Annotated in this window: 1 protein-coding gene; it reads right to left on the bottom strand. The window is 63.2% G+C overall.

From position 1 onward, the window contains the following. Positions 1-19: 19 nt before the first annotated feature. A complete protein-coding gene (locus PI91_RS13530; protein ID WP_039266370.1) occupies positions 20-18,025 on the bottom strand; it encodes an Ig-like domain-containing protein in 18,006 nt (6,001 codons plus the stop codon). Positions 18,026-18,121: the final 96 nt, after the last annotated feature.

The following is an 18,121-nucleotide window of genomic DNA, read 5'->3' as shown; positions in this document are numbered from 1 at the left end:
CGCTCCCCGCGGCGTTGTTTTACGCAATTAACAGTTGATGGTTCGCCAGCAGCGTCGCCAGATCCGTCTGCACGCCGTTCAGCGTCACCAGGGTGGTTGGCGAGAACTGACCGCCGGTACCGTCCAGGTCAACCTGGATCTCGGTATTGCTGCCGTTCTGCACCACGCGGATGTAATCGCTGATATTGCCCGCGCCGCTGTCCAGCGTGGCCACGCCGTTCACATAGCTCGCCGAGCCCGTGCCGGTATAGCCGCTGCCGGAGAGCAGATCGCGCAGGTCAATACGATCCGTGTCCGCCGTCCCTTCCCAGGTGCCGACCGTAAAGCCGTTCACCACGTCGTGACCGTTACCGCCCGTGGCATCCGAGGCGTTGATCAGCTTGTAGAGCAGCGTATCGTGACCGCCGCTGCCGATGTTGAAGGTGTCGTTTCCGCCGCGGCCTTCGAACCGGTTATCACCGCTGTTGCCGGTGATGACGTCGTCGTAATCCGAGCCGTTAATCCCTTCAATGTTCAGCAGACGCGTGGTGCCGAAGCCGGTGTCCTGCGCGGTTGAGAGGCGCAGGTCAACGGTCACGCCAGAGGTCGCATTGCGGTAATCCACCACGTCCATCCCACCGGTGTTGCTCCAGGTGTCATGGTCGGAATGGGTAGTCCAGCCGCCGGAACCGTTGTAGGTATACGTGCCATTTTCGGCGATAAAGGTGTCGTTATACCCGGTTCCGGTAATGGTTCCGCTGTGGCCGCCGGTGGCCGCTTCGGCCGTCAGGACGTAGCCCTCTTTGCCGTTGCCCGCCTCCAGACCGCTCCAGGTGACGTTATCCGACACGCCGTTGGTGATCTTCAGGATCTCGGCCGAATAGGTTTCATTCGGATCCAGCCCGTAGAAGCTCACCAGCGCGGACGTATCGTTCGACCCGATACCGGACTGGGCGTTGATGATCTGTGAGGCCACCAGCACGCCCGCGGCGTTGTACAGGTTGACCGTATTGCCGTAGTAGGCGTTGATGCCCTCGCTGTCGACAATGTGCAGATGCATCGCGGTGCCGTCAGCAATGGTTTTGCTGTTTTGTACCAGCACCACCTTGCCGTTCTGCTGAGAGACCAGCAGGTCCTGCGCGCCGTCCCAGTTGTAGTCCACTGCCGCCACGCCGGTGGCGTAAGCAATACCGGACGCCAGCTGGCTGGCGGTCCAGGTGGATCCGTAGCCGTTGTTGGTGAACAGCGTCGCCGTCTGCGAGCCGCCGTAGGTGCTGAGCTTGACGATGTCCATCTGCCCGTCGCCGTTCCAGTCCACCGCCACCGACAGATAGCCCGCCGCTGCGTTAGAGGCCTCCACCGCGCTCTTGGTGGCCGAGAGCTTCCCGGTACCGTCGTTGTAGTAGATCACCCCGCCGTTGTTGTTGTAGCTGCTGCCCAGGTACAGATCCATGTAGCCATCGCCGTTGAAGTCCGCCCACGTCATGGACGCCGCCGTGGTGGTATTCGAGGCGTTGGGCACAAATACGTTCGTCAGGTTCTGACCGATGGAGAGCGTGCCGTTGCCGTTGTTGTTGATCACGGTTAACGAGTACGCGCCGCTGCGGTTGGTGTGCTGAACCACATCCACGGTGCCGTCATTGTTAATATCGACGCCGGAGATTTCACGCATGGTGGTGAACTGTCCCCAGAATCCCGCGCCGCCGTAGGTGCCGTCAGGCGAGAGTACCCCGTTGTTGTTGATCAGATAGGTAATGGAGTCCGCGCCGGAGTCACCGTACGCCAGATCCAGATACCCATCCCCGGTTTTATCGTAGGCAATCACGCCGCCGAACCAGATGGTGGTGCCCATTGCCAGCTGGCTGGCGTTATAGGTGCTGCCATCGTAGGTCCACATCACCTGCGTTGACCCGGCGTAGGTATTTTCCGTCGCGAAAATGTCCTGCGTGCCGTTACGGTCAAAGTCGGCGGCGGTCTGGCTCACCACGTAGTAGTTACGGGTGTTGGTCAGCGTATTGCCGGCATAGGTCGAGCTATCGCTGCTGGAGTAAGACTGGCCGTTAGCGATGATATTCCACAGACCGCTGCTGTTCATGCCGAGGGTCATGGTGGAGTTGTTGCTGTTCCCCGCCGTGGTTGCCCAGTCGGTGTTCACCGAGGTGGTATCAATCACCAGGCTGCCGGTCGCCGTACCGGTGGTGTTGCCGTTACCCGCGCTGCTCTTCACCTGCGCGGTCACGCTGTAGCTCGCCACGCCCAGCGCATCGCCGTCCGGGATCTGCAGATACCAGGTGTTGTGATCCGGGTCGACCACCACCGCACCGCCCGTCTGGGAGGTGTAGGTTTTGCCGTTCACCGTCACCACCAGGTATTCACCGTTCACCAGGTCAGCGGAGACGGTACCGCTGACGATCGGGGTAGTATCCGACGTGGTCTGCGCGGTAATCGCCGCCGTGGTGGTTGGAATGCTGGTATCGACGTTCAGCACAAAGCCGTCGGATTCCGTGTAGTTTCCGGCCCTGTCGGTGACGCGCACGATGTAGGTGTGATTCCCGTCGCTCAGGCCGTTGTCCTGGAAGGACCAGCTTGCGCTGCCGTTCATGGTCACCTGGCCGAGCAGAACCCCGTCACGGTAAAGCTGCACGATCTCGCCGTCGTCCGGGGCGCGGTTCAGCGTCCCGTTGATCAGCGGCGAGTTATCGTCCGTTGCCACCGCGCTGCCAAAGGTGCCCTGACGCTCGCCTTCGCCGTCGGTATAGCTCACGACCGTACCGACCGTGGTCGGCGGCGTGGTGTCTACCGTGACGACCTGAGACGCGGTGGAACCCACGTTGCCCGCCTGGTCGATAATCCGCACCAGGTAGGTGTAGTCTCCGTCAGGCAGATCGCGGGTATCGGTGTAGCTCCAGCGCTGGTTGGTGACCGTGGTATCGAGCCAGGTATTCCCGCCGTCCAGGCTGATCTGCACGCGCTCGTCGCTTGCCAGCGCGCTGCCCAGCGAACCGTTGATCGTCAGCGTGGTGTCCATGGTGATGAAATCACTCCCGGACTGGCCGGTATCGTCGCTGATGCTGTCGATGGTGATGCCGTACTGCGGCGCCTGCGTATCCACCGTCACCGCCTGCGAGGTGGTGGCCCCGACGTTCCCCGCCTGGTCAACCACCCGCACCTGATAGTTATGGCTGCCGTCGGTCAGGGTACGCGTATCGCTGTAGCTCCACTGGGTGCCGCTGACGGTGGCGTACACCCAGGTCGTGCCGCCGTCCATGCTCACCTGCACGTACTCGCCCGCGCCGAGTTCAGCGCCGAGCGTTCCGTGCAGGGTGTACGAGGTCGAACTGGTCAGGAAGTCGTTATTGTCGAAGCCGGTATCCACGGTGATGTTATCCACCGACACCGTGATCGCCGTATCCGGAGCAATCGTATCGACGGTCACCTGCTGATGGGCGCTGGCCCCCACGTTACCGGCGGCATCCACCACGCGGACGTAATAGTCATAGGTCTGGTTACCCAGCGTGCGGCTATCGACGTAGTACCAGCTGTTGCCGGTGACAATCACGTTCTGCCAGGTGACGCCGCCGTCGAGGCTGATCTGGGCGTATTCGCCGTCGGCCAGCGTCGCGCCGAGCGAGCCGTGCAGCGTCAGGGACGTGTCGCGAGTGATAAAGTCGCTGCTGCTCAGGCCGGTATCGTCGCTGATGCTGTCGATGGCGATCGTTTTGCTGGCGTCCGGTGCAACCGTATCAATGGTCACCACCTGAGAGGCGGTGGCGCTGATGTTGCCCGCATCGTCAATCACGCGCAGCTGGTAGTTGTAATCCCCGTCGGCCAGCGTGCGCCCATCGACATACGTCCAGCTCAGGCCGCTGACGCTGACGTCGATCCAGGTGACGCCGCCGTCCAGGCTGATCTGCGCGTGGTCGCCGCTGCCCAGCGCCGCGCCGAGCGTGCCTTTAAGGCTGATCTGGTTGTCGCTGGTGATAAAGTCGCTGCCGGACAGGCCGGTATCCTGCGTAATGGAATCCACGGTAATGGTGGTTGCCGCAGGCTTCGTCAGGTCAATCACCACGTCCTGGCTGTCCGTGGCCCCCACGTTGCCCGCGTTATCAATCACGCGGACCTGGTACTGATACGTCCCGTCCGTCAGGGTGCGGCCATCGGCGTAGCGCCAGGTGGTGCCGGTCACGGTCAGGTCGATCCAGGTGACGCCGCCGTCGAGGCTGATCTGCGCCTTCTCGTTATTGCCGAGCTGCGCGGTCAGCGAGCCGTTGACGACGACCTGGCTGTCGTTGGTGATGAAATCCGTTGCGCTCAGGCCGGTATCGTTTTGCAGCGAATCAATGCTGATCCCCATCGACGGCGCGGTAAGATCCACCGTGACGGTATGGTTATCGCTGGCGCTGTTGCCGATGGTGTTGCTGACCTGCGCGTTAATGACGTAAGAACCGCCGTCTGCCAGCGCGGCCACGTCAGCGCTGCTGACCGTGTAGCTCCAGGTGCCGTCATTCTGGACGGTAGCCGCATAGGTTTTACCGTTCAGCGTGAGGGTCACCGTCTGGCCTGCAGGCGCGTTGGTGGAACCGCTGACGACCAGCGGCGTGCCGTGCTCGGCGGCGTTGACGATGTCGTCCTGCGCAAAGGTGTTAATGGTGATGGTTGGGACATCGCCGTTCAGCGTCACGTCGTGCGTTGCGCTGCCCGGGTTGCCCGCCCTGTCGCTTACCGACGCGGTGATGGTGTACTCCCCGTCGCTCAGGCCGAGGAAATCACGGCCCGGCACGAAGACCGACCACGATCCGTCCGCCCCGACGGTCGCCTGATAGCTGTGCCCGTTGAAGGAGACGGTCACCGTCTGGCCCTGTTCCGCCGTGGTGGTGCCGCGGATGGTCTGGCCCGCCAGCTGCTCCGCGTTGTTGACGATATCGTCATCGGCCACGGTGCTGATGGTCACGGTTGGCGCGACGGTATCCACCGTTAAGGTGTGCGTGGTCTGGCCGCTGTTACCGGCTTTATCGTTGACCGAGGCAGTGACCGCCAGCGCGCCCTGGCTCAGGGCGGCCAGGTCGGCTGCCGGCACGTCAAGCGTCCAGGTGCCGTCGCTGCCGACAAGCGCAGTGTAGGTTTTTCCTCCCAGCGTCACGGTAACGGTCTGACCCGCCTCCGCGCTGGAAGATCCGTGCACGGTCAGCGGCTGCTGCGCTTCCGCGGCGTTCAGCATGTCGTCAACCGACAGCGTCCCGATGCTCACCACCGGCGCAGTGGTATCCACGCTGATGCCGTGCGTTGCCGACGCGCTGTTGCCCGCGCTGTCCTGTGCCGACACCGATACCTGATAGCGTGCGCCATCGGCCAGAGCACCCACGTCGGCGGCCGGTACGGTGGTCGTCCAGGTGCCGTCGCTCTGGATCGTAGCCGTATAGGTCTTGCCGTTCAGGGTCACGGTGACCTGGGTCCCGCTGGCGAGCTGCGCGCTGGAACCGTTAATCACCAGTGACGAACCGGCTTCAGCCGCGTTGATGACGTCGTCACCGCTAACGGTGTTCACCGTCAGCGCCACGGAGGCGGTGTTGACCACCACGTCATGGGTCTGGGTGCTGCTGTTACCCGCGCTGTCGGTAATGGTCGCGCTGAGGGTCACGGTGCCGTCAGTCAGCGCGGAAATCACGCTGGCCGGAACGCCCACGCTCCAGTTGCCGCTGGCGTCAACGGTGGTGGTGTACTGGTGCGAACCGAGGGTGATAATCAGCTTATCGCCGACGTTCGCGCCGGTTGCCGACCCGCTGACGATCTGCGCCTGTCCGTGCTCCACGCTGTTAATCACGTCATCGCCCGCCACCACGTTAAAGCTGACGGTCGGCGGCGTGGTATCAAGCGTAATCGGCTTGCCCGCGCTGCCCGGGTTCCCCGCGGCGTCGCTCACGCTCACCTGCACGGTGTAGCCGTTATCCGCCAGTGCGGCCAGATCGCTGCCCGGCACGTTCACGCTCCAGACGCCGCCCTGCTGGACCTGCGCGGTATAGCTCTTCCCGCCCAGCGTCACGGTGACCGTCTGCCCGGCTTCCGCCGTGGTGGTGCCGGAGATAGCCACGCCCGCAGCCGCTTCGCTGCCGTTAATCACGTTATCGCCTGCGACCGTATCAATGGTCACGGTTGGCGCAGTCGCGTCCACGCTGTATTCGCGGCCCGCCGAGGCGCTGTTGCCGTGCGCGTTGGTGACGCTCACCTGCACGCTGGCGTCACCGTCCTTCAGGCCCGCAAGGTCTGCAGACGGCACGGTGGCCGTCCAGTGACCGTCAGCATCCACCTTCGCGGTGTACGTCTTGCCGCCGAAGGTAACGGTAACGGTCTGGTTTTCCTCCACGTTCGAGGTGCTGCCGGAGAGCACCAGATCCACGCCCTTCTCCGCCGCGTTAATCACGTCGTCAGTGGCAATCGCATCGATGCTGATAGCCACCGCCGCCAGATCGACGGTCACGTCATGGCTGATGGTCACCGGGTTGCCCGCCGCGCTCTGGCCTGCAACGGTCACGGTGACCGTACCTGCTGCGAAGGCCGCGACGTCTGCCGCCGGGATCGCCGCGCTCCAGGAGCCGTCTGCCAGCACGGAGGCCGCATAGGTTTTGCCATTGACGGTCACGGTGAGCGTTGTGCCTGCCGCCAGCCCGTCGCTGGTGCCGGAGACGATCAGGTTTTGAGTATGTTCGATGCTGTTGATCACATCGTCGCCCGCTACCGTATCGACGCGCAGGCCCGGCAGGCTGGCGTCGATAACGATTTCGCGCTCGCCCGTTCCCGTGTTGCCGTGGCCGTTGGTCACAGTCGCAGACACCGTCAGGTCGCCGTTGCCCAGCGCCGTCAGGACGGATTCCGGCACGTTCACGGACCAGGTCAGATCGCTCTGCACTGTTGCAGTGTAGGTGTTGCCGCCAATGGTCACAGTGACGGTATTGCCCGCCTCCGCGTTCGCGACCTTGCCGCTGAGGGTCTGGCCCGCGGCCACTTCCGCCGCGTTGATGACGTTATCGCCCGCCACGGTGTTGATGGTGACGGTTGGCAGCGCGGTATCCACCAGCAGGTTCGCGGTGTTGCTCACGCTGTTGCCCACGCCGTTGGTGGCGCTCGCGCTCAGGGTGTAATTCGCTTCGCCCAGACCCGCCAGATCCGCCGCCGGAACGGTCAGGCTCCAGGTACCGTCTGCCGCCGTCGTGGCCGTGTAGTTTTTGCCGTTGAGGGTCACGGCCACCACGGTGCCTTCTGCCAGGTTGGCGCTGGTGCCGCTGACGCGCAGATCCTGACCCTTCTCTACCGCGTTCAGCACGTTGTCATCGCTGATGGCGTTGAAGCTGACCGAAGGCAGACCGGTATCGACGGTCACGTTATGCGTGCCGGTGCCGGTATTGCCCGCCGCGTCGGTAACCGATGCCGTGACGGTCACGCTGCCGTCGCTGAGGCCGGAAATCACGCTTGCCGGTACGCCTACGCTCCAGTTCCCCGCCGCGTCCAGCACGGTGGTGTACGTCTGACCGCCGATGGTGACGGTCACCTTATCGCCCGCGGCCGCGCCGGTGGCGGTGCCGCTGATGATATGCGCCTGGCTGTGTTCTGCGAGGTTAATGACATCGTCGCCCGCCACGGTATTGATGGTCACCGCCGGAACGGTCACGTCCACCGTCAGGTTGTGATCAACCGACGCCGGGTTGTCCGCCTTGTCGCTGACCGATGCGGTCACGGTCACGCTGCCGTCCGTCAGGGCCGCAACATCGGACGCCGGAACGTTCAGCGTCCAGCTGCCGTCCGCGCTGACGGTGGTGGTGTAGTCTTTGCCGTTCAGCGACACGGTGACCGTCTGGCCCGCTTCGGCGGTGCTGGTGCCGGACACGGTCAGTTCGCTCTTCGCTTCAGCGGCATTCAGAATGTCGTCCGTCGCCAGGGTGTTAATCGTGACGGTCGGCGCGGTGGCATCCACGCTGTACTCACGTCCCGCCGAGGCGCTGTTGCCGTTCACGTTGGTGACGCTCACCTGCACGCTGGCATCGCCGTCCTTCAGGCCAGCCAGATCCGCAGACGGTACGGTCCAGGTCCAGTTGCCGCTGTCGTCTACTGTCGCACTAAAGATTTTGCCGTTCAGGCTGATGGTCACGGTCTGCCCGGCTTCCACGTTGATGGTCGCACCGGACAGCACCAGATCCGCGCCCTTCTCCGCCGCGTTGATCACGTCGTCGGTCGCAATCGGATTGATGCTGATGGCAACGGTCGCCAGATCTACCGTCACATCGTGGCTGATGGTAATCGGGTTACCCGCTGAGCTGTCGCCGGTAACGCTGATTTTGACGGTACCTTCCGGCCACGCGCTCACGTCCGCAGACGGAACAGCCGCGCTCCAGCTGCCGTCCGCCAGCACCGTGGCCGCATAGTCTTTACCGTTTACGGTGACGGTCAGGGCCGTACCCGGTGCCAGCCCGTCGCTGGAGCCGGTGACAATGAGGTTCTGCGCATGCTCAATGCTGTTGACCACGTTGTCGCCCGCCACGGTATCGACGCGCAGGCCCGGCAGGTTAGCGTCGATCGCGATCTCGCGCTCGCCGGTCCCGGTGTTGCCGTGGCCGTTGGTGACGGTCGCCGTCACGCTCAGGCTGCCGTTGCCCAGCGCGGTCAGCACGTCAGACGGCACGTTGACGGACCAGGTCAGATCGTTCTGCACCGTTGCGGTGTAGCTGTTGCCGCCAATGGTCACGGTCACGGTGTTGCCCGCTTCGGCATTCGCCACGGTGCCGCTCAGGCTCTGGCCTGCGGCCACTTCCGCCGCGTTGATGACGTTATCGCCCGCCACGGTGTTAATGGTGACCGTTGGCAGCGCGGTGTCTACCAGCAGGTTCGCGGTGTTGCTCACGCTGTTGCCCACGCCGTTGGTGGCGGTCGCGTTCAGGGTGTAGTTGGCCTGACCCAGACCGGCCAGATCCGCCGCCGGAACCGTCAGGCTCCAGGTGCCGTCTGCCGCGGTCGTCGCCGTGTAGTTTTTGCCGTTCAGGGTCACGGTCACCACGGTGCCTTCCGCCAGGTTGGCGCTGGTGCCGCTCACGCTCAGATCCTGACCTTTTTCCACCGCGTTCAGCACGTTGTCACCGCTGATGGCGTTGAAGCTGACCGATGGCAGACCGGTATCGACGGTCACGTTATGGCTGCCGGTGCCGGTGTTGCCCGCCGCGTCGGTGACGGACGCAGTCACGGTCACTGTGCCGTCGCTGAGGCCGGAAATGACGCTGGCCGGTACGCCCACGCTCCAGTTCCCCGCCGCGTCCAGCACGGTGGTGTACGTCTGGCCGCCAATGGTGACGGTCACCTTATCGCCCGCTGCCGCGCCGGTGGCGGTGCCGCTGATGATTTGCGCCTGGCCGTGTTCTGCGATGTTAATGACATCGTCGCCCGCCACGGTATTGATAGTCACCGCAGGCACGGTCACATCCACCGTCAGGTTGTGGTCCACGGACGCCGGGTTACCCGCCTTGTCGCTGACCGATGCGGTCACGGTGACGCTACCGTCGGTTAATCCTGCCAGATCGGCCGCCGGAACGTTCAGCGTCCAGCTGCCGTCTGCGCTGACGGTGGTGGTGTAGTCTTTGCCGTTCAGCGACACGGTGACCGTCTGGCCCGCTTCGGCGGTGCTGGTACCGGAAACCGTCAGATCGCTCTTCGCTTCGGCGGCGTTCAGAATATCATCCGTCGCCAGGGTGTTAATCGTGACGGTCGGCGCGGTGGCATCCACGCTGTACTCACGTCCCGCCGAGGCGCTGTTGCCGTTCACGTTGGTGACGCTCACCTGCACGCTGGCGTCGCCGTCTTTCAGACCCGCCAGGTCGGCGGCTGGCACCGTGGCCGTCCATTTGCCGTCGGCGCCGACGGTCGCGGTGTAGCTCTTGCCGCCGAAGGTGATGGTAACGGTCTGGTTTTCCTCAACGTTCGAGGTCGAACCGGAGAGCACCAGATCCGCGCCCTTCTCGGCGGCGTTAATCACGTCGTCTGAAGCAATCGCATCGATGCTGATGGCAACGGTCGCCAGATCTACCGTCACATCGTGGCTGATGGAAACCGGGTTACCGGCGCTGCTCTGGCCTGCAACGGTCACGGTGACCGTACCTGCTGCCAGGGCACCCACATCCGCAGCCGGGATGGCCGCACGCCAGGTGCCGTCGGCCAGCACGGTGGCCGGGTAGGTTTTGCCGTTTACGGTGACGGTCAAGGTGGTACCTGCGGTCAGGCCATCGCTGGATCCGGTCACAATCAGATTCTGCCCGTGCTCGATGCTGTTGATCACGTCGTCGCCCGCCACGGTATCCACGCGCAGGCCCGGCAGGTTAGCGTCGATCGTGATATCGCGCTCAGCGGATCCGCTGTTGCCGACGCCGTTGGTCACGCTGGCGGTCACCGTCAAATCGCCGTTGCCCAGCGCCGTCAGCACAGATTCAGGCACATCGACGGACCAGGTGAGATCGTTCTGCACCATTGCGGTGTAGCTGTTGCCGCCAATGGTCACGGTCACGGTGTTGCCCGCTTCGGCATTCACCACCTTACCGCTGATGGTCTGGCCGACAGCCAGCTCGGCGGCGTTAATCACGTCGTCGCCCGCAATGGTGTTGATAATCACGCCCGGCAGAACGGACTCCACGTTTACCGTGTGCGACGCGCTGGTGCTGTTGCCGACGCTGTCCGTGGCTGACGCGGTGACGGTATAAAGTGCCTCGCCCAGCTGACCGACTTCGCTCGCCGGAACGGTGGTGGTCCATTTTCCGTTATCGTCCACCTGCGCACTGTACGCTTTGCCGTTCAGCATCACGGTCACCACCGCGCCTGCCGCCAGGCCGGAAGCCGTACCGGAGAGGGTCAGATCCTGGGTTTTCTCTGTATTGTTGATCACATCGTCACCGGAAACGGTGTCAATGGTCAGCCCCGGCGCGGTCAGGTTCACCGCCACACCGTGCGTGGCGCTGTTGCTGTTGCCCGCTTTATCGGTCAGCGCCGCGGTAATAGTGTAATCCCCGGCGGCCAGCGCGGTAACGTCTGCCGCAGGCACGCCCACGCTCCAGTTGCCGGAGGCATCCAGGGTGGCGGTGTACGATTTGCCGTTGAGGGTGACGGTGACCACGTCGCCCGCCGCCGCGCCCGTCACGGAGCCCGTGACAATCAATGCCTGCGCGTGCTCGGCGCTGTTGATCACGTCGTCGTCGGACACGGTGTGAATGGTCAGCTGCGGGACGGTGGTATCGACCAGCACGTCGCGATCCGCAGAGGCCGGGTTGCCCGCCTTATCGGAGACCGCCGCGCTAATGGTGTAGTTACCGTCGGTAATCGCGCCGACATCCGCGGAAGGCACGGTCACGCTCCAGCTGCCGTTTGCCTGCACGGTGGTGGTGTAGTCCACGCCGTTCAGGGTCACGGTGACGGTCTGGCCCGCTTCGGCGTTGGTTACACCATTAACGACCAGATCCTGCTGCGCCTCGGCCGCATTGATGATGTTGTTGTCGCTGATGATTTCAATAGACACCGTCGGCGCGGTCGCGTCCACGCTGTACTCGCGGCCCGCCGACGCGCTGTTGCCGTTCACGTTGGTCACGCTCACCTGCACGCTGGCGTCGCCGTCCTTCAGGCTGCCCACGTCGGCAGACGGTACGGTAGCCGTCCAGTTGCCGTCGGCATCGACCGTCGCGGTGTACGACTTGCCGCCGAAGGTGATGGTAACGGTCTGGTTTTCTTCCACGTTGGTGGTGGAGCCGGACAGCATCAGGTCCGCGCCTTTCTCCGCCGCGTTAATCACGTCGTCAGAGGCAATCGGGTTAATGCTGATGGCGACTGTCGCCAGATCCACCTTCACGTCATGGCTGATGGAAACCGGGTTGCCCGCCGCGCTATGACCTTCAACCTTCACGGTAACCGTACCCGCGCCGAGCGCGCTGACGTCGGCCGCCGGAATGGCCGCCGTCCAGGTGCCGTCCGCCAGTACGGTGGCCGCGTAGGTTTTGCCGTTGACGGTGACGGTCAGCGCCGCGCCCGTTGCCAGACCGTCGCTGGAACCGGTGATAATCAGGTTTTGAGCATGTTCGATGCTATTGATCACATCGTCGCCCGCCACGGTATCGACGCGCAGGCCCGGCAGGTTGGCATCAATAGTGATGTCGCGCTCGCCGGAGCCGGTGTTGCCGTGGCCGTTGGTGACGCTGGCTGACACCGTCAGATCGCCGTTACCGATGGCGGTTAAGACCGAGGACGGCACGTTGACCGACCAGCTCAGATCGTCCTGAACCGTCGCGGTATAGGTATTGCCGCCGAGGGTAATGGTGACAGTGTCACCGCTCGCCGCACCGCTCACTTTCCCGCTCAGGGTCTGTCCGGCAGCCACTTCCGCCGCGTTAATCACATCGTCCGTCGCGACCGGATTGATGGTGACCTGCGGCAGCGCGCTGTCAACCAGCACGCTGTGGCCGGTGCTCGCGCTGTTGCCCGCGGCGTCAGTTACGCTCGCCGTCACGGCGTAGCTCGCTTCGCCCAGCGCCGAGACGTTTGCCGCCGGCACGGTCACGCTCCAGTTCCCGCTCGCGTCGGTGGTGGCCGTATAGTTAATCCCGTTCAGGGACACCGTAATGGCGGTTCCTTCCGGCTGGTTGCTGGTGCCGGACACCTGCAGATCCTGGCCTTTCTCGGCCGCGTTGATCACGTCGTCAGCCGCCAGGGTATTGATGGCGACCACCGGCGCGGTCAGGGAGACGTCAAATTCGTGCGTCGCAGTGGTGCTGTTACCGGCTTTGTCGGTGAGGGTCGCGGAGATCGTCTGGTCGCCGTTGACCAGCGCGCCCACGTCCGCCGCCGGAACGCCCACGCTCCAGCTGCCGGACGCGTCCAGCATGGCGGTGTAATCTTTACCGTTCAGGGTCACGGTAATCACGTCGCCCGCCTGCGCGCCCGTCACCTTACCGGAGACAATCAGCGCCTGGCCGTGCTCGGCAATATTCACGACGTCGTCGCCCGCGACGATGTTGAAGCTAATCTGCGGTACGGTGGTGTCCACCAGCACTGATGAGCCCGCGCTGGCCGGGTTACCTGCCTTATCGGACACGGTCGCCGTGACCGCCGCGCTGCCGTCGGTGATGCCTGCCATATCCGCCGCAGGCACGTCGAGCGTCCAGCTGCCGTCCGCCTGCACCTGCGCGGTGTACTGATTGCCGTTGAAGGTCACGGTGACCGTCTGGCCCGCTTCGGCAGTAGAGGTGCCGCTCAGGGTCAGATCCTGCGCTGCCTCTGCCGCATTCAGCATGTTATCGCCGCTGATGGTGTTGATGGTCACCGTCGGCGCGGTGGTGTCGACGCTGAATGCCTGCGCCGAAGACGCGGCGTTGCCGTTCACGTTGGTGACGCTGACCTGCACGCTGGCGTCGCCGTCTTTCAGGCCGCTCAGATCGGCAGCCGGAACGGTCCAGGTCCAGTCGCCGTTGCCATCCACCGTCGTGGTGTACGTTTTTCCTGCGAAGATAATGGTGACGGTCTGGCCCGCTTCAACGTTAGATGACGTGCCCGACAGCACCAGATCCTGGCCTTTTTCCGCTGCGTTAAGGACGTTATCGTCGGTCACGCTGCTGATGGTGATGGCGACCGGCGCGAGATCGACGTCCACGACGGTCCCGATAGCCACCGGGTTGCCGGAGGCATCCTGCGCGCTTGCCTTGATATCCAGCGAGCCATCTGCCCACTGGGACACGTCCGCCGCCGGTACCGCCGCCTGCCAGGTGCCGTCCGCCAGCACCGTTGCGGAATACGCTTTTCCGTTGATGGTCACGGTGACGGCGCTGCCCGCCGCCAGATCGGTGCTGGTGCCGGACACAATCAGGTTCTGAGCGTGCTCAATCACGTTGATCACGTCGTCGCCTGCGACCGTATCAATACGCAGCCCCGGAAGCTGGGCGTCGATGGTGAAGTCGAGCGAAGAAGAACCGGTATTGCCGTGGCCGTTGGTCACGCTGGCAGATACGGTGAGATCGCCATTGCCGAGCGCGGTGAACTGACTCTCCGTTAACGGCAGGCTCCAGGTGAGATCGTCCTGCACGGTGGCAGTAAAGGTCTGGCCGCCCAGGGTAATCGTGACAGTGTCACCTGGCGCCGCATTTGTCACCTTACCGGTCAGGGTTTGCCCTGCCGCCACTTCCGCCGCGTTAACGATATTGTCGCCCGCCAGCGTGTCGATCGTTACCACCGGCAGCGAGCTGTCCACCAGCACATCGTGCGAGGTTGAGGCGCTGTTGCCCACGCTATCGGTGACGTTCGCCGTCACGGTGTAATGGGCTTCTCCCAGCGCGCTAACGGCCGAGGCCGGTACGGTCACGCTCCAGTTACCGCTGGCGTCAGTAGTGGCGGTGTAATTGATGCCGTTCAGGTTAACAGTGATGCGTGTTCCTTCAGGCTGGTTACTGGTGCCGGAGAGCAGCAGATCTTCGCCCTTCTCGGTCGCGTTAATCACGTCGTCCGCCGCCAGCGTGCTGATGGCGATAACAGGCGTCACGGTATTCACCACCACATCCAGTGAACTGCTTCCGGTATTGCCGGATCGGTCGGTCACGGAGACGTCGATGGTCCAGGTGCCGTCCGTCAGCCCCTGCACGACAGACGCGGGCAGGCCAAGGCTCCAGTTCCCCGCCGCATCCACCACCGTGGTGTAATCGACGCTGTTAATGGTGACGGTCACCCTATCGCCCGCTGCCGCCCCGGTGACGGAGCCGCTCAGGATCTGCGCCTGTGCATGGGCGAGCTGGTTAACGGTATTGGTGTCGGTGACGAAGTGGTTGATGGTCACCTGCGGCACGGTCGCGTCCACCAGCCCCACGCGGTCGGCGCTGCTGCTGTTGCCCGCCACGTCGCTTACGGTGGCCGTCACGGTCACGATGCCATCGTTGAGGGCACCGACGTCAGCCGCCGGTACGATCAGCTGCCAGGTTCCGTCCGTCTGGACAGTGGTCTGATACGTTTTGCCGTTTAGCGTCACGGTGACCGTCTGGCCCGGTTCCGCAGTACTGGTGCCGCTTAAGGCTAAATCCTGCTGCGCCTCAGCCGCATTGATGATGTTATCGCTGGTGAGGTTATCGAGGGTAATCGCCGGCGGCAGCGTATCCACCGTGACCACGCGCGACGCGTCGGCACTGTTACCGTTGACGTTCGTGACGCTGACGCTCACCTGCGCGCGCCCGTCGATCAGGGTTTCCATGGCGCTGGCGGGCACGGTCAGGCTCCAGGAGCCATCCTGCTGCACCTGGGCGGTAAAGGTCTGGCCGGCGAATTTCACCACCACGGTCTGCCCCGCCTCCACGCCCTGCGTCTTTCCGGAGAGAGTTAAATCGGCACCTTTTTCTGCCGCATTCAGCAGGTCATCGCCGGAGACGGTATCAATGGTGACCGCCACGGCGTTAAGATCGAGTTCAATCGGGTGTTCAGCCGCAACGGTATTGCCCCAGGCATCTTTTGCGCTGACGCTAACCGTCACCTCTCCCGCGGTCCAGGCCTGCAGGTCCGCAGCAGGAACGCCAATGCTCCAGCCGCCGCTGGCGGTAACCACGGCGTTATATTCGACGTTGTTAATGGTGACGACGATCGGCGTGCCCGCGGCCAGGTGGGTGCTGGCGCCGGTGACGGTCAGATCCTGCTGCTGTTCGATGGCGTTGACCACGTCATCGCCGGAAATGGTGTTCACACGCAGGCCCGGCAGCTGTGCGTTGATGTTGATATCGCGCTCGCCGGTACCGGTATTGCCGTGCGAATTGGTCACCGACGCGGTGAAGGTTAAATCGCCGTCGCCGAACGCCTTAAGATCCGCTGACGGGATTTTCACGCTCCAGGTCAGATCGCTGCCCACCGTGGCGGTGTAGCTCTTGCCGCCCACGGTGACAGAAACGGTATCGCCCGCCGCCGCGCCGGTAACGCGACCGCTGAGGGTTTGATCGACACCCGCTTCGGCGTTATTGACCAGGTTGTCGCCCGCAAAGGTGTTGATGACCACCTGCGGCAGCACGGTATCCACCAGCAGCGTCGCCCCGGCAGAGCCGCTGTTACCCACGCTGTCAGTGCCGCTGACGCTGACGGTGTAGAGGGTGTTCGCCAGATTCAGCACGTCGGAAACCGGCACCTGGACCGCCCAGATGCCGTTTTCAACGGTGGCCTGATAGCTGACGTTGTTCAGCGTCACGGTAATGGCGCTGCCGTCAGGCAGGTTGCTGGTACCGGTCAGGCTCAGCGGCTGCATCGCCTCCTGGGCATTCAGCACGTTGTCCTGGCTAATGGCGTCAATCGTAAATTCTGGCGGGTTGCCGCTCAGCGTAATGCCGTGCGTGGCGCTGCCGGTGTTGCCTGCCGCGTCGGTCACGGATACTGAAATCGTGTGGTTGCCTTCACCCAGCGCGCCCAGCACGGATGCCGGAACGCCCACGCTCCAGCTGCCGTCCGCCAGCACTACGCCGGTGAAGGACTGGTCGCCAACGGTCACGGTGACCACATCGCCTGCCGACGCGCCGCTCGTCTGCCCGGAAATAATCTGCGCCTGGCCCTGTTCGCTGGTGTTCAGTATGTCGTCGCCCGCCACGGTATCGATGGTGACCACCGGCGCGGTGGTATCCACCGTGAAATCTGCGGTGACAGACGAACCGTTGCCCGCTTTGTCGCTGACGTTCACCGTCAGGGTGTGATTACCCTCGTTGAGCGCCTGCACGTCGTCCGCAGCAAGCGTGACGGACCAGGTACCGTCGCTGCCCACCGTGGCGTTGTAGCTTTTACCGTTCAGCGTGACCGTGACGATTTGACCGGCTTCCGCAGTCGTTTTGCCGGTCAGCGTCAGCGGCTGGCTGTGCTCGGCGGCATTAATGATGTTGTCCTGCGCGAGGGTATCGACAGAGAGGGTTGGCGCGACGCTATCCACGCCGATTGTCTGGGTGCCGCTCACGGTGTTACCCGCCGCGTCTTTGCCGCTGACGTTGACCGTCCAGGTGCCATCGCCCAGCGCCTGCGCGTCGGCCGCGGGCACGTTAACACTCCACGTCCCGTCAGCCCCCACTTCCGTCGTATAGGTTTTACCGTTCAGCGTCACGGTGAGTGCGGTACCCTGCGCCAGATTCTTGCTGGCACCGGAGAGCGTAAAGCCCGCGGATTGCTCGCTGGCGTTAAGCACGTTGTCGCCCGCCGTGGTAGCCAGCGTAATGGCAGCCTCGGCGGTCGAGACCGTTACGGTAATGTTGCCCGCATCGGTGGTTTTACTGCCGTCGATCTGCACCACCGACCAGGTGTGTTCCCCGTCCGTCTGGGTCGGTAATTTTACCGTCCAGGTGCCCTCTTTACCGACCATGGCGCTGGCGATGGTGCTGCCGCTGCTGTCTTTGATCTGGATGGTCGCGCCCGGCTGGCCGGTGCCGCTAAAGGTTGGCGTGTTGTCGTCCGTGATCGCGTTTGCTGTCAGCACGCCCTGCTTGTCGCCCGCTTTATCCGAGAGCAGGAAGGTTGGCGTGGCGCTTTCCACCTCTTTCGTATTATCAATAACTTTTGTTTTAGTCTCGTCGTCGCCGCCGTTTGCCAGCAGCGCCCCGATGGCACCGCCGCCTAATGCAGCTCCCGCAATCCAGCCCCACGGGGCGTCGCTTAAGACGCTTCCCTGCTCCAGGAAAGGTTGAATGCTGCTAATCGGTGTGGCCTGCGCGGTTAGCTCGGTCACCGCAACGCCTGACGCTTCCCCGGTATCGGCAAAAGAAATATGCGTCAGTTCCTGACGATCGTTGAACACCAGCTCTGACTGGTTGTGCGTCTCAGGATCTTCAACAAAATAGTTATTGCAGCGAATCACGCTGCCATCTTTCATATAAATGAGGAGATCTTTACCCTGGCGGACATATCGCACCACATCCTGAGCAGAACCCTGGATTTCAATCACGCTCGGGGAGGAAATAGAGACCGACAAATTTCCTTCGCCGGTTAATTTCGTTTTCTCCGCCGTTTTGCGAATGATGACATCAACAACCTTTATGTTACTCATATTTCTCTCCTTGCAGGTGTGCGGATTCCTGTGGATATGTCCACCAGACGGATGTAGCTATCCCTGGGAAAAAACACCCATTATTTTCAGACTTAT

This window comes from Enterobacter sp. FB, assembly GCF_000805795.1.
GTDB classification, from domain to species: domain Bacteria; phylum Pseudomonadota; class Gammaproteobacteria; order Enterobacterales; family Enterobacteriaceae; genus Enterobacter; species Enterobacter roggenkampii.
This window is presented reverse-complemented; position numbering and strand designations above follow the sequence as displayed.

Bases quoted from the DNA above. Each gene is read 5' to 3' on its own strand.
- PI91_RS13530 (WP_039266370.1), bottom strand. From the start codon at position 18,025: ATGAGTAACATAAAGGTTGTTGATGTCATCATTCGCAAAACGGCGGAG.